At 69.0% G+C, this 13,589-nt stretch carries 13 protein-coding genes; 5 read left to right on the forward strand and 8 right to left on the reverse strand.

All coding sequences use genetic code 11. The annotated features are described in order from the left end of the window. Nucleotides 1-33 precede the first annotated feature (33 nt). A complete protein-coding gene (locus M9M90_RS01295) occupies nt 34-453 on the forward strand; it encodes a CBS domain-containing protein (protein ID WP_254835358.1) in 420 nt (139 codons plus the stop codon). 18 nt (nt 454-471) lie between these two features. Here M9M90_RS01295 and recQ read toward each other — a convergent pair whose 3' ends face one another. From recQ to M9M90_RS01310, 3 genes are all read right to left on the reverse strand, one after another. Beyond that, complete coding sequence (gene recQ / locus M9M90_RS01300) at nt 472-2,316, reverse strand: DNA helicase RecQ (RefSeq protein WP_254835359.1); 1,845 nt, start codon at nt 2,314-2,316, stop codon at nt 472-474. Nucleotides 2,317-2,426: 110 nt separating this feature from the next. Beyond that, nucleotides 2,427-4,166, reverse strand: coding sequence for an amidohydrolase family protein (locus M9M90_RS01305; protein WP_254835360.1), 1,740 nt, complete (start codon nt 4,164-4,166; stop codon nt 2,427-2,429). 106 nt (nt 4,167-4,272) lie between these two features. Beyond that, nucleotides 4,273-4,767, reverse strand: a complete 495-nt coding sequence (locus M9M90_RS01310) for a COG3650 family protein (protein WP_254835361.1) — start codon at nt 4,765-4,767, stop codon at nt 4,273-4,275. 45 nt (nt 4,768-4,812) lie between these two features. Here M9M90_RS01310 and M9M90_RS01315 point away from each other — a divergent pair, with 45 nt between their 5' ends. From M9M90_RS01315 to M9M90_RS01325, 3 genes are all read left to right on the forward strand, one after another. Beyond that, a complete protein-coding gene (locus M9M90_RS01315) occupies nt 4,813-5,949 on the forward strand; it encodes a DNA cytosine methyltransferase (RefSeq protein ID WP_254835362.1) in 1,137 nt (378 codons plus the stop codon). A gap of 96 nt (nt 5,950-6,045) precedes the next feature. Next, nucleotides 6,046-7,035, forward strand: a complete 990-nt coding sequence (gene cysK, locus M9M90_RS01320; RefSeq protein ID WP_254835363.1) for a cysteine synthase A — start codon at nt 6,046-6,048, stop codon at nt 7,033-7,035. Then, nucleotides 7,032-7,466, forward strand: a complete 435-nt coding sequence (locus M9M90_RS01325) for a very short patch repair endonuclease (protein WP_254835364.1) — start codon at nt 7,032-7,034, stop codon at nt 7,464-7,466. The genes cysK and M9M90_RS01325 overlap by 4 nt, the downstream gene beginning before the upstream one ends. On the opposite strand, the gene M9M90_RS01330 is transcribed toward M9M90_RS01325, so the two are convergent. The 5 genes from M9M90_RS01330 to M9M90_RS01350 all read right to left on the reverse strand — a co-directional run bounded on the left by M9M90_RS01330 (nt 7,453) and on the right by M9M90_RS01350 (nt 12,465). Next, nucleotides 7,453-7,905: an OsmC family protein gene (locus M9M90_RS01330; protein ID WP_254835365.1), complete on the reverse strand. Its 453-nt coding sequence runs from the start codon at nt 7,903-7,905 to the stop codon at nt 7,453-7,455. The two genes, M9M90_RS01325 and M9M90_RS01330, sit on opposite strands and share 14 nt — an antisense overlap. Continuing rightward, nucleotides 7,905-9,692, reverse strand: a complete 1,788-nt coding sequence (locus tag M9M90_RS01335; RefSeq protein ID WP_254835366.1) for an acyl-CoA dehydrogenase C-terminal domain-containing protein — start codon at nt 9,690-9,692, stop codon at nt 7,905-7,907. Before M9M90_RS01335 ends, M9M90_RS01330 begins: the two co-directional genes overlap by 1 nt. 79 nt (nt 9,693-9,771) lie before the next feature. Continuing rightward, the gene (locus tag M9M90_RS01340; protein ID WP_254835367.1) at nt 9,772-10,245 is read right to left on the reverse strand and encodes a MerR family DNA-binding transcriptional regulator; all 474 of its coding nucleotides are present in this window, start codon (nt 10,243-10,245) and stop codon (nt 9,772-9,774) included. Nucleotides 10,246-10,349: 104 nt separating this feature from the next. Further along, nucleotides 10,350-10,718 carry a YccF domain-containing protein gene (locus M9M90_RS01345; RefSeq protein ID WP_254835368.1) on the reverse strand — a complete coding sequence of 123 codons (369 nt, stop codon included), beginning with the start codon at nt 10,716-10,718 and terminating at the stop codon, nt 10,350-10,352. 52 nt (nt 10,719-10,770) lie between these two features. Then, a complete protein-coding gene (locus M9M90_RS01350) occupies nt 10,771-12,465 on the reverse strand; it encodes a lysine--tRNA ligase (RefSeq protein WP_254835369.1) in 1,695 nt (564 codons plus the stop codon). 130 nt (nt 12,466-12,595) lie between these two features. On the opposite strand from M9M90_RS01350, the gene phnD reads away from it, so the two are divergent. Next, a complete protein-coding gene (gene phnD / locus M9M90_RS01355) occupies nt 12,596-13,588 on the forward strand; it encodes a phosphate/phosphite/phosphonate ABC transporter substrate-binding protein (protein WP_254835370.1) in 993 nt (330 codons plus the stop codon). Nucleotide 13,589 lies beyond the last annotated feature (1 nt).

The following is a 13,589-nucleotide window of genomic DNA, read 5'->3' on the forward strand; positions in this document are numbered from 1 at the left end:
CCAATGAGGTTCGATATGCGTGTGAGCGAATGCATGACGCGCGACGTCCGGATGGCCAATCCGGACGAAACCGCCGCCCAAGCCGCCACGAGGATGGCCGAACTCGACGCCGGCATCCTGCCGGTGAGCGAGAACGACCGGTTGGTGGGGATGATCACTGACCGGGACATCGCCATCCGTGGCGTCGCCATGAACCGGGGCCCCGACGCCAAGGTGCGCGAGCTGATGAGCACAGAGGTTCTCTACTGCTTCGACGACGAGGATGTGGACGACGTGCTGCGCAACATGAGCGAGCAGCAGATCCGTCGGCTGCCGGTTCTCGACCGCAACAAGCGGCTGGTCGGCATCGTGTCCCTGGCCGACCTGGCCTGCACCGGCCACAACGCCGAAGCCGGCGAGGCGCTGAGCGGCATCGCCCAGCCGGGCGGCGAGCATAGCCAGACGATCCACTAGGGCCGCCCCCGGGCGACCTTAGGCGTCCATGCCCCGCAGCACGGCGAGGACCGCCTCGCCGTAGCGTTCCAGCTTGCCCTCGCCGACCCCGTTGATGGCCGCAAGGGTGGCGAGGCCGCCGGGCTTCTTCACCGCGATCTCGGCCAGGGTGCGGTCGTGGAAGATCACATAGGGCGGAAGGTGCTGGCGGTGGGCCTCGTCGCGGCGCCAGGCGCGCAGGGCTTCGAACAGCGGCTGGTCGTGCGGGCCGATGGCGGTGGCCGCGCTTGAGGCGCGGGTCTTCTTGCGCGGCTTGCCCGACCTGGTGGTGGGGTCGTGTTCCTCCAGCCCCTGGCGCAGGGCCACCCGGCGCTCGCCGCGATAGACCGCCTTGACCCCCTCGATGTCGCCCAGCCCCACCAGGGGGCGGCCGTCATTGGGGTCCTCGCGCAGCAGCCCGTCGAACAGCAGCTGATCGATCAGGTCGCGCCAGCCGGTGGGGCTGAACTCCTTACCGATCCCGAAGGTGGTGAGGCCGGCCTCGAAGCTGGAGGGCTCCTTGGTCTTGCCCAACAGGTGCTCGACCAGGCGCCCCCGCCCGAACCGGCCGCCCATGCGGTGCGCCGCCGACAGGGCCTTCTGCGCGGCCTCGGTGGCGTCGATGGTCTCGACGGTTCCCAGGCAGAGGTCGCAGACGCCGCAGGCGTCCACCCCCTCCTCGCCGAAATAGCGCCGAACCCCGGCGGCGCGGCAGGTTGTCCCGTCCAGCATCGTATAGAGCTGGCGCACCTTGCGGCTCTGGACCTGCTTGACCCCGTCGTCGACCTCGCGCCCGTCGATCCGCCGATAGGCCCAGGCCATGTCGGAGGCGCCGTAGAGGGTGATGCCTTCGGCCGGGTCTCCGTCGCGGCCGGCGCGGCCGATCTCCTGCCAATAGGCCTCGATGGAGGCCGGCGGATCGGCGTGGATCACGTAGCGGACGTCGGGCTTGTCCACCCCCATGCCGAAGGCGATGGTCGCCACCATCACCGCGGCGTCGGCCTCCAGGAAGGTCTCCAGCCGCTGGGCGCGCAGGCCCTTCTCCAGGCCGGCGTGATAGGCGTGGGCCGGAACGCCCTCGCTCCGCAGCAGTTCGGCCAGCTTCTCGGTCCCGTCGCGGGAGCCGGCATAGATCACACCCGAACGGTCGGGGCGGGCGGCCACCAGCTCGGCCACCCGCTTGTGGGCGTTACCGCGCTTGCGCTCGGCCGACAGAGCCAGCTCCGGCCGGGCGAAGGAGGCCACGAACTCGGCCGACTCCTCCAGCTTCAGCTCGGCACGGATGTCGTCGCGGGTCCGGGCGTCGGCGGTCGCGGTGACCGCCAGGCGCGGAACCTTCGGGAAGATGTCGGCCAGCCGCCCCAGCATCCGGTACTCGGGCCGGAAGTCATGGCCCCACTGGCTGACGCAGTGGGCCTCGTCGATGGCGATCAGCGCCAGCGGCGTACGCGACAGCCGCTCCAGCATGGAGGGCTGCATCAGGCCCTCGGGGGAGATGTAGAGCAGGTCCAGCGTCCCGGCCTCGATCTTCTCCCAGGTGTCGGCCCGCTCCCAGGCCTCGCCGGTGGAATCCAGCCGCGCGGCGGAGACGCCCGATTGCTGCAGCCCGGCCACCTGATCGGCCATCAGCGCGATCAGCGGCGAGACCACCAGGCCCAGGCCCGGGCGCATCATGGCGGGGATCTGATAGCAGACGCTCTTGCCGCCGCCAGTGGGGAGCACGGCCATGGCGCTGCGCCCGCCCAGGATCTCGGCGATCACCTCGGCCTGGCGGCCACGGAATTCGGCATGTCCGAAGGTGCGGCGCAGGATCTCCCGCGCCTCATCTAGGCGAGAGGCTGGCATAGGGCGCTATATGGCGTGCGCCGCCCGGCAGGCGAAGAGGCAATGCGACGCGGCTGCGTTTTGCTGCAGCTCATGCTGCGCAGCATTTCCGCAGCAAGGCGCGCTCCGGTCTACTCCGCGGCCATGGCGACGGGCGCTGCCCGCGCGCCGCGCAACAGACGGCCCGGCAGGGCGCCGGTAGGTTCGCCGTCGCGATAGGTGACCTGGCCGGCGACGATGGTGGCCACATAGCCGTCGGCGCGCTGCACCAGCCGTCGACCGCCGGTCGGCAGGTCGTAGGCCACGGCGGGCGCCTTGAGGGTCAGGTTCTCATAGTCGATGACATTGAGATCGGCCCGGTAGCCCTCGGCGATCAGGCCGCGATCGTACAGGCCGACGGCCTTGGCTGTGTCGTTTGTCTGCATACGGATCATCGCCTCGAGGCTGAGCTTCGGGCCGCGCGTGCGGTCCCGTGTCCAGTGGGTGAGGTTGGAGGTCGGGAAGGAGCCGTCGCAGATCATCCCCACATGGGCGCCGCCGTCCGAGAGGCCGGGCACCGTGTCGGGATGGGTCAGCATGGCGTAGCTGGGGTCCAGCGAGCCGTTGGCGTAGTTGAGGAACGGCAGGTAGAGCATGCCCTTGCCGTCATTGGACAGCATGTGGTCCAGGGCCAGCTCCTCCGGTGTCGTCCCCTGCGCGGCGGCCAGGGCGGCGATGGTGCGGTCGGCGGTCTGCTCGTAGTCCGGGGTCTCGCCCATCAGGAACATGATCTGCCAGTTGCGGGTCATGTTGGCCCCGAAACCCGGCCCGCCGGGCGCGCCGTCGGCCAACAACCGGGCGCGGAAGTCGGGGTCCCGCAGTCGTGCGATCCGCTGCGCCAGGGGCAGCGTGGCGATGTCGCGATAGGTCGGATAGGCGCTGAACGGATTGAGGGTCAGTTCGAACCCGAACAGGATCCCCACCGGCCGGCCGCAGACCTGGGCGCGCATCTCCAGTCCGGCGGCCGACGCCTCGGCCAGGCGCTCCAGCAGCAGCTTCCACTGGTCGGGATCGCGCGGGCTCTGCACCAGCGAGAAGGACAGCGGCCGGCCCGAGCGCTCCACCAGCCGGCGCAGCATGGCGAACTCGGCCTCGGGATCGGCGAAGTCGGAGACGAACTGCAGGGTCCCCTTGCCGGCGGCGGCCAGGCCCATGGCGATGCCGGCGAGCTCGTCCTCCGAGGCGGTCAGGGTGGGGGTCGGCTGGCCGTCGCTGGTGCGGTGGTTCAGCGTCCGCGAGGTGGAGAAGCCCAGGGCGCCGGCTTCCACCGCCCGCTTGGCGATGGCGGCCATGGCGTGGATGTCGGCCGGCGTGGCGTCCTCGCGGTTGGCCCCGCGCTCGCCCATCACATAGACCCGCAGCGCCGCGTGGGGCAACTGGGTCCCGATGTCCACGTCGAAGGACCGCCGGTCGAGCGAGTCGAGGTAGTCGGGGAAGCTTTCCCAGTTCCAGGGGAGGCCCTCGGTCAGCACCGGGAAGGGGATGTCCTCGACGCCTTCCATCAGGCGGATCAGCCGGTCGTGGTCCTCGGGCCGGCAGGGGGCGAAGCCGACGCCGCAATTGCCCATGACCACGGTGGTCACCCCATGCCAGGCCGAGGGCTGCATGTGGTGGTCCCAGGTCGCCTGGCCGTCATAGTGGGTGTGGATGTCGACGAAGCCCGGGGTGACGATCCGGCCGGTGGCGTCGATCTCCTCGGCCCCGCGGCCGGCGACCTCGCCGATCCGGGCGATCAGCCCGTCCTTGACCGCCACGTCGGCGCGGAACGGGGCGGTCCCCGTACCATCCACCACGGTCCCGCCGCGGATCACGAGGTCCCAGGCCTGTTCCATGGCCGTCTCTCCCAAATTCCTTGGAAGAATTAGCCGCCCGACTGTGGGGTCAGGTCAAGGGCGCCCCAGCGTCATTCTCCGAATGAGGCTCAAAGGCGGAGAGCCGTCATTGGGCGTCCTCGCGGGGCTGCTGACCGGTCTTGAAGGCGCAGCCTCTGAATGTCTGGTCGCCCAGGGTGACCACGGCGAGATAGGGATACTTCAGGTCCGACATGCCGTCGGAGCACTCTTCCTGCGCCAGGCTGACCATGAAGGTCTTGCCGTCCTTGTTGGTCGACCACACCGCGTGCTGGCCGTCGTCGACTCCGGCGCCGGGATTGTCCACCACCACCGGCGGCTCCGGGTCGGGCCGGGTGAAGGTGATCTTGTCGGGGCGGATCGCCAGGGCCCAGAAGGGTTCATTGCCGCGCGCATCGAGGTCGCCGGTAAATTCCTTCGTCGCGGGCTCAACCGGCGCTTCGGGAGGTTGCGGCGCTACGGGCGCCTCAGGGGCGTCGGCCGGCGGCGGCGCGGCCTTTCCGTCCGGCGACTGCGGCTGGCAGGCGGCCAGCATCAGGGCGGCCAGTACGCCGGCAAGCGTCCAGGGGAGACCATGTCGCATCGGCAGTCCTTTCGCGGCGGCGCGGGCAGGCTAGACTCCTGCCCGATGAGTCGGAACAGCGCCCTAACATTTCTGGAATTCTTCGCCGGCGGCGGCATGGCGCGGCTGGGCCTGGGCGCGCGCTGGTCCTGCGCCTTCGCCAACGACTTCGATCCGGTGAAGGCCGCGACCTACAGGGCCAATTTCGCCGACGCGGCGGAGCATTTCCACGAGGGCGACGTCTGGGACATCGATCCGGCCCGCCTGCCGGGAGCCGCCGACCTGGCCTGGGCTTCCTCGCCCTGCCAGGATTTCAGCCTGGCCGGCGGCCGGGCCGGGTTGGCGGGCGGCAAGTCCTCGGCCTTCTTCGGGTTCTGGCGGCTGATCGAGGCCTTGGGGCCGGACGCCCCGCGCTGCGTGGTGATCGAGAACGTCAGCGGCCTGCTCACCTCGCACGGCGGGGCGGACTTCACCGCCCTTTGCGCCGCCCTGGCGGAACGGGGCTACAGCTTCGGCGTCCTGGAGATCGACGCGGCACGCTTCGTCCCGCAGTCGCGACCGCGGGTGTTCGTCGTCGCCACGAGGGAGGCCCCGCCGGATCTTCTCGTCGGCGACAGCCCCTTCCAGACCCGGTTGGTGCGAGACGCCCACGCCCGGTTGCCGCCCGAGCTCGCCGCCCGATGGATCTGGTGGCGGGGGGAGGGGCCGGCGGCGCGTAACACCGACCTCGCCAGCGTGCTGGAGCCGGACGAGGCGGTCGCCTGGCACGGAACGGCGCGCACGGCGCGGCTGATCGAGCTGATGTCGCCGCTGCACCGGCGGCGGCTGGCGGCGGTCCAGGCGACCGGCGTCCGTTCGGTCGGCGCGGTCTTCAAACGCATGCGGATCGAGGACGGGGTCCGGATCCAGCGGGCCGAGGCGCGGTTCGACGGCCTGGCCGGCTGCCTGCGCACCCCGCGCGGCGGCTCCTCGCGCCAGACCCTGATCGTGGTGGAGGGCGACAGCGTCCGCTCGCGCCTGGTCACGGGACGGGAGGCCGCGCGGCTTATGGGCCTGCCGGAGACCTATCGGATTCCATCCACGGCCACCTCGGCCCTGCATGTCATGGGCGACGGGGTGGTGGTCCCGGTGGTGGCCTGGCTGGCCGCCGAGATCCTGGAGCCGCTGCTCAAGCGGGCCGATGAGGTAATGGCGGCCGAATAGGCGTTCTGCCGCCGACCCCCAGAAGAAGTGCGCTTCCAAATCCCGGCCACGGGCCTAAGTTCACCGGCAATCGACCCTTGCAGCCAGAGACATCCCATGGCCGACGCCGGATCCACCACCTATGACGCCGCCCGCTATAAGCGCGCCGGGCGCGGCAAGATATTCGACTCCGTCCTCGATCTGATCGGCGACACCCCGCTGGTCCGCCTGCCGCGGCTGACCGCGGCGCTGAAGCCCAAGGGCGAGGTGGTCGCCAAGCTGGAGTTCTTCAATCCGCTGGCCTCGGTGAAGGACCGGATCGGCGTCTCGATGATCGAATGGATGGAGGCCAAGGGCCACCTGAAGCCCGGCGGGTCCATCGTCGAGCCGACCAGCGGCAACACCGGCATCGCGCTCGCCTTCGTGGCCGCGGCCAAGGGCTATCCGATCACCCTGGTCATGCCCGAGAGCATGTCGATCGAGCGCCGCAAGATGCTGATCATCCTGGGCGCCAAGCTCGAACTCACCCCGGCCGAACGCGGAATGGCCGGCGCCGTCGCCCGCGCCCGCGAGATCGTCGAGGCCACGCCTGGCGCGGTCATGCCCCAGCAGTTCGACAACGAGGCCAATCCGCTGATCCACCGGGTCTCCACCGCCGAGGAGATCTGGAACGACACCGATGGCCGCGTCGACGCGGTGATCTCCGGGGTCGGCACCGGCGGCACCATCACCGGGGTCGGCCAGGTGCTGAAGGCCCGCAAGCCCTCGGTGCGCATGGTGGCCGTCGAGCCCGAGTCCTCGCCCGTGCTGTCCGGCGGTCAGCCGGCGCCGCACAAGATCCAGGGCATCGGGGCGGGGTTCGTGCCTTCGATCCTCGATCGCGGCATCATCGACGAGATCATCCAGGTCTCCAACGACGACAGCTTCGCCATGGCCCGCCGGGTCGCCCGCGAGGAAGGTATCCCGGTGGGCATCTCGTCCGGCGCGGCGCTTACGGCGGCCTTCGACCTGGCCAGCCGCGACGAGTTCCGGGGCAAGTTGGTCGTGGCCATCATCCCGAGCTTCGCCGAGCGCTACCTGTCGACGGCGCTGTTCGACGGGCTTTGACCGACGTCTATCCGCCGGAGAAGCGCTCGGCGGTGATGCGCCGGGTGAAGGGCAAGAACACCACGCCCGAGCTGCTGGTGCGCAAGGCCCTGACGGCGCTCGGCGCCCGCTATCGGCTGAACCGCAAGGACCTACCGGGCTCGCCGGACATCGTCATGCCGGGGCGCAGGCTGGCGATCTTCGTCCACGGCTGCTTCTGGCACGGCCATGACTGCGCGCGCGGGTCGCGGGTGCCCAAGGCCAATCGCGACTACTGGGTCGGCAAGGTGGCCCGAAACAAGGCCCGCGACGGGGTGGCCGTCGAGGCGCTGGGCGCCCGGGGCTGGCGGGTCGAGACGATCTGGGAGTGCGATCTGAAGGACGCACCGGCCTTGCGCGATCGGCTGGCGAGGCTGCTGGCGTCCCCGCCGAGCCCAACTAGGTCACCGTGACCTCGGTCTTCACCGAATTGGCGATGAAGCACTCCTCATGCGCCTCGTGGTGCAGGTGGGCGAGCGCGGCTGCGTCCGGCCCGGCGCCGTCCCATTCGATACGGGGCGTGAGCGTCACCTTGGTCACCGCCATCCGGCCGGGCGCGATCTCTTCCATGATCCCCGAAGCGTGGTCGCGATAGGCGGTGACGACGAAGTCCGCCAGCCGCGCCTTATGGAGAAAGGTCAGCATGTGGCAGTTGGACAGCGCGGCGACGAACATCTCCTCCGGGTCCACCGCCTCCTGGACCGCCCACTTGCCCACCACATGGGGCGAGGCCGAGGCCGGAACGATCAGGCCGCCGTCGAAGCTGATGACGTGACCGCGGCTGTAGCGGCCCTTGGCGAAGTCCTCGCCGTCGCGCAATTCCCAGGCGATGTCGGCGGTGTAAGTCGCCATCAGAAGGCCTCCGCCGGCAAGGCCATCATCAGTTCGGACCCGGTCTTGAGCTTGGCCAGGTGACCGTCCGCCTCGGGCAGGATCCGCTGGTTGAAGTAGCGGCCGATCACCAGCTTGTTGGCGTAGAACGGATCGCTGTCTCCCGCCGCGATCTTCGCGTTAGCGGCCTTGGCGATCAGGGCCCACATGTAGCTGAGCGCCGTCAGGCCGAATAGGTGCATGTAGTCGGTGGACGCCGCCCCGGCGTTGTCGGGGTTCATCAGCCCGTTCTGCATCAGCCACATGGTGGCGTCCTGCAGCTTGGTCTTGGCCTCGGCCAGACCTTCGGTGAAGGGCTTGAGGGCCTCATCGGCTTGATTGGCCTCCACGAAGGCGTCGATCTCGGCGAAGAAGCTCATCACCGCCCGGCCGCCGTCCGCCGCCAGCTTGCGGCCCACCAGGTCCAGGGCCTGGACCCCATTGGTCCCCTCATAGATCAGGGCGATGCGGACATCGCGCATGTACTGGCTGACCGGGAAGTGCTCGGTGAAGCCCGAGCCGCCGTGGATCTGGACGGCGTCGGAACAGACGTCGAGGCCCTTGGCCGTGAGGTAGCCCTTCACCACGGGGGTCATCAGCGCCATGTAGTCGCCGGCCTTCTGGCGCACCGCCTCGTCGGGGCTGGCATGGGCCAGATCGCCGTGCAGGGCGGTCCAGAACAGGAAGGCGCGACCGCCCTCGATGATGGCGCGGCTGTCCATCAGCATGCGGCGCACATCGGGGTGGACGATGATCGGATCGGCTGGGCCGTCGGGGTTCTTCGGCCCGGTCAGCGAGCGGCCCTGCAGGCGCTCCTTGGCGAAGGCCGCGGCGGCCTGGTAGGCGGCCTCGGCCTGGGCCACGCCCTGCATGCCGACCCCGATGCGGGCCTCGTTCATCATCACGAACATCAGCCGCAGGCCCTGGTTCTCCGTGCCCACCAGCCAGCCCGTGCTCTCCTCGTGGCGGATCACGCAGGTGGCGTTGCCGTGGATGCCCATCTTCTCTTCCAGGCCGTCGCAATAGACGCTGTTGCGCGGGCCGGGCTTGCCGTGCGCATCCGGAATGAACTTGGGCACGATGAACAGGCTGATGCCGCGGGTTCCGCCCGGCGCGCCCTCGATGCGGGCCAGGACCAGGTGGACGATGTTCTCGGCCATGTCGTGCTCGCCGCCCGAGATCCAGATCTTGGTTCCCGAGATCTTGTAGCTGCCGTCGCCCTGCGGGACCGCCTTGGTGCGCAGCAGGCCCAGGTCCGTGCCGCAGTGCGGCTCGGTGAGGTTCATGGTCCCGCCCCACTGACCGGAGGCGAGCTTCGGCAGGTAGAGGTCCTTCTGGTCGTCGGAGCCGCCGTTGAGGATCGCCGAATAGGCCCCGTGGGTCAGGCCCGGATACATGGAGAAGGCCATGTTGGCCGAGGAGCTCATCTCCGAGAACGACAGATTGACAACATGTGGCAGTCCCTGGCCGCCATAGGCGGGCTCGGCGCCCAGAGCCGGCCAGCCGCCCTCCACCAGCTTGGCGTAGGCCTCCTTGAAGCCGGTCGGCGTGGTGACCGTGTGGTCGGTGTTCCAGGTGCAGCCCTGCTTGTCGCCCACCGCGTTCAGGGGAGCCAGCACCTCGCCGGTGAAGCGGCCGGCCTCCTCGATGATCTGCTCGACCACGTCCATGGCCGCGTCCTGGAAGCCCGGCAGGTTGGAATAGGTCTCGAGCTGCAGCACGTCGCGCAGCAGGAAGACGTGATCGCGTACGGGAGGCTGGTAGGGCATGTCCGCTCCGATGGACGAGAAAGGGCTCGCGGCGCGCCGCGAGCCCTCCAGATAGCCTGCCGCGGCGACGCGTCGAAGCCTATTTGGCGTGTTCCAGATCGCCCAGCCGCTCGCGCAGCACCTGGTCGTAATCGGCGGCGCGGGGCAGCAGGTCGGGCCGGGTGGCCGCCAGCTGCCGCTCCAGGGCGTCACAACCGTGGCGGAGTTGTTCGATCGCCTGGTCGATGTCGTTGCGCTGGGCCTCGAGGGCGACGATGCGTTCGCGGAATTTCATCAGCGACTTGGCGTTCTGCGCCGCGCCGCCGTCGTCCACCTCGTAGAGGTCGAGGATCTCGCCGATCTCGGCCAGGGCCAGGCCCACCCGCTTGCCGCGCAGGATGAGCTGCAGCCGGGCGCGGTCCTTGTAGGAATACACCCGGTTCATGCCGTCGCGGGCCGGGGCCAGCAGGCCCTTGTCCTCATAGAACCGCAGGGCGCGGGGCGTGCATTTGAACTCCAGACAGAGCTGGCGGATGGTGAAGGTGCGGTTTGGCCGGCGCAAATCTGCGGGCATGGGCGTCCTCCCTGGACGCTGTGTTTCTATTCCTGACACTGTAAAACCACCCTTCCGTTTACGTCAAGGTGATCGACGGTAACCTGGGCGTGACGGCCGGCGGTTCAGGTCTCGAGGACAGTCTTGCCGACCGGAGTCAGGGACAGGATCGCCAGCTTGACGTGTTGCCAGGCGAAGGGGATGCCGATGATGGTCACCGCCAGTCCGGCCGCCAGGACGATGTGATGCAGGGCCAGCCACCAGCCCGCCAGGACGAGCCACAGGATGTTCAGCAGCAGGCTTGTCGCGCCCGTGTCGCGGTCGACGATGGTCTTGCCGAACGGCCAGTAGCTGAAGCCGGCGATGCGGAACGCCGCGGGCGTCCAGGGCAGGCCCATGATGGTGATCGCCAGGATCGCCCCGGCCAGCAGCCACAGGGTCCCGGAGATCCAGCCCCCGAGGATGAACCAAAGTAGGTTGAGCAATAGTCTCATCGGGCCCCTCCGCTGACGCGGATCAATAGCATGGACAGACCGCGAGGCGCGCCTAGCCCACCAATTCGCCGGCCAGGGCCCGTTGGATCAGGGCCACGGTGCGATCGATGCCGAAGATGGCGGCGAAGGAGCCGAAGCGCGGTCCCTGGCTCTGGCCCAGCAACACCTCGTAGAGCGCCTGGAACCAGCCGCGCAACGGCTCGAAGCCCGCGGCCTTGCCAGCCTCGAACACCTCGTTCTGGATCGCCTCGGCGTCGGCGCCGACCGGCAGGGCCTTGAAGCGGGCGACCAGATCGGCCATCGCGGCGCGTTCCTTGGCGTCCGGTTCACGGAACCGCTTCGAGGGCTTCACGAAGTCCTCGTAGTAGTTGATCGCGAAGTCGCTGAGCCGGTCGAGCAGGGGCTCGCTCTCCGGGGTCGCGCCCGGGATGTAGTTGCGGATGAAGCCCCAGAGGATCTCCTTGGTCGAGGCGTCCGCCGCCGAGACCAGGTTCAGGAGCAGGGAGAAGCTGACCGGCGATCCCTTTTCCGGCGGCGCGCCGTGGTGGACGTGCCAGGCCGGATTGTCGATGGCCGGCCCGTTGGCGCCCTCGGCGCGGGCCCGGTTATAGGCGTCCAACTGCTGCAGATACTCGTCCGTCGCCTTGGGGATGACGTCGAAATAGAGCCGCTTCGCCGACTTGGGCGACTGGTACATGTAGTAGGCTAGGCTCTCCGGCGCGCCGTAACGCAGCCACTCCTCCATGGTCAGGCCGTTGCCCTTGGTCTTGGAGATCTTCTGGTTGTTCTCGTCCATGAAGAGCTCGTAGTTGAACCCGGCCGGCGGGGTCCCGCCCAGCACCTTGCAGACCTGGTTCGAGAGCCGGACGCTGTCGATCAGGTCCTTGCCGGACATTTCATAGTCGACCTCCAGCGCGGTCCAGCGCAGCGCCCAGTCGGGCCGCCACTGCATCTTCACGCCACCGCCGGTGACCGGGACCTCTACCTGTTCGCCGTCCTCGTCGCGGAACACGATCGCGCCCCGCTCGAGGTTCCGCTCGAGGGTCGGGACCTGCAGCACCTTGCCGGTCCTGGGACTGATCGGCAGGAACGGCGAATAGGTCGCGCGGCGCTCCTCGCCCAGGGACGGCAGCATGATCTTCTGGATGGCGTCGAACCGCTCGAGCGCCGTCAGCAGGGTGGGGTCGAAGCGACCGCCGCGATAGCAGTCGGTGGAGGAGACGAACTCGTAGTCGAAGCCGAAGCCGTCGAGGAAGGCGCACAGGCGCGCGTTGTTGTGCGCGCCGAAGCTGGCATGGGTGCCGAACGGGTCGCGGACCACGGTCAGCGGCTTGTCGAGGTCGAGGGCCAACTCGTCGCCGTTCGGCACGTTGGGCGGGATCTTGCGCAGGCCGTCCATGTCGTCGCTGAAGGCGATCAGCCGGGTGGGGATGGCGTCGTCGGTCAGGGCGCGGAAGGCGACGCGCACCATGGTGGTGCGGGCCACCTCGCCGAAGGTGCCCAGGTGCGGCAGGCCCGAGGGACCGTAGCCGGTCTCGAAGACCACCGGCTTCAGCAGGGCGGGGAAGGTCGCCACGGCCTCGGCGGCCTTGCCCTCGCCGATCAGGCTGGCGGCCAGGTCGCGTTCACCGTCGGTCAGGCGCAGGCGCAGGATGCGGTCGAGCAGCAGGCGGGCCTGCTCGAAGGGCCAGCTCTTGGCGTCGCGGGCTTGGTGGGAGAGGCCATGCAGGGCGTTGGTCACGGACATGGGCGGGCGTTAACGCCCTAAGCCCCTCGCCTCAAGCGGACTTTTCGGCTCATCTCCGTCGCGAGCGTGTCACGCAAGCCGCCGACACTGACGCTTTGGCCCGCTGTGGGCCAAGATCGAGGAGTCACGGATGATCGCAAGGCGCATGGTTCTGGCCCTTCCCCTGGCGCTGGCCGCCTGCGGGAAGCCGGCTGAAGAGACGCCCGCGGCGCCCACGGTGCTGAACTTCTCGATCATGTCGACCGAGGGCCGCCAGACCATGATGGCCGACTGGGGCCCGTTCCTGGCGGAGATGGAGAAGCAGATCGGCATTCCGGTGAAGCCGTTCTTCGGCACCAACTACACCTCGCTGATCGAGGCCATGCGCTTCCGGCAGACCGATGTGGGCTGGTTCACCAACCAGTCGGGGCTGGAGGCGGTGCGCCGGGCCAATGGCGAGGTCTTCGCCCGCACAGTGAAGCCCAACGGGCCGGACGGCTACCAGGCGGTGATTATCGTCAAGAAGGGCTCGGGGATCACGCTGGAGAAACTGCTGGCCTGCGACAGGAGCCTGGACTTCGGCATGGGCGACGCCAAGTCGACCTCGGGCACGCTCGCGCCCATGACCTACCTGTTCTCGCCGCGGGGGATCGATCCCAACGCCTGCTTTAAGACCCTGCGCTCGGCCAACCACGAGGCCAATCTGTTCTCGGTGGCCCAGGGCCTGCTGGACGCGGCCACCAACAACACCGCCTCCATGGACCGGATGGGGATGATGGAGACCGACATGGCCCGCAACACCCTGAAGAATGTCGAGGTGATCTGGACCTCGCCGACCATCCCGGAGGACCCGATGGTCCGCCGCAAGGACCTGGACCCGACGCTCAAGGCCAAGATCGACGCCTTCATGTTCAGCTACGGCGTCGGCGAGGGGCCCGAGGCCGAGCGCCAGCGCAAGATCCTCGAGCGTATCCAGACCAAGCCCTTCAAGCGCGCCGACGACAGCCACCTGCTGCCGGTGCGCGAGATGGAGGCCGCCGGCCAGCTTATGGTCGCCAGGCGCAAGGGCGACGCGGCCGCCACGGCCGCGGCGGAAGCCGAGCTCGCCAAGATCGCGGCGCAGAGGAAGGCGCTGGGTCTCTAGG

The sequence above is a fragment of the Phenylobacterium sp. LH3H17 genome (assembly GCF_024298925.1).
Classification (GTDB): domain Bacteria; phylum Pseudomonadota; class Alphaproteobacteria; order Caulobacterales; family Caulobacteraceae; genus Phenylobacterium.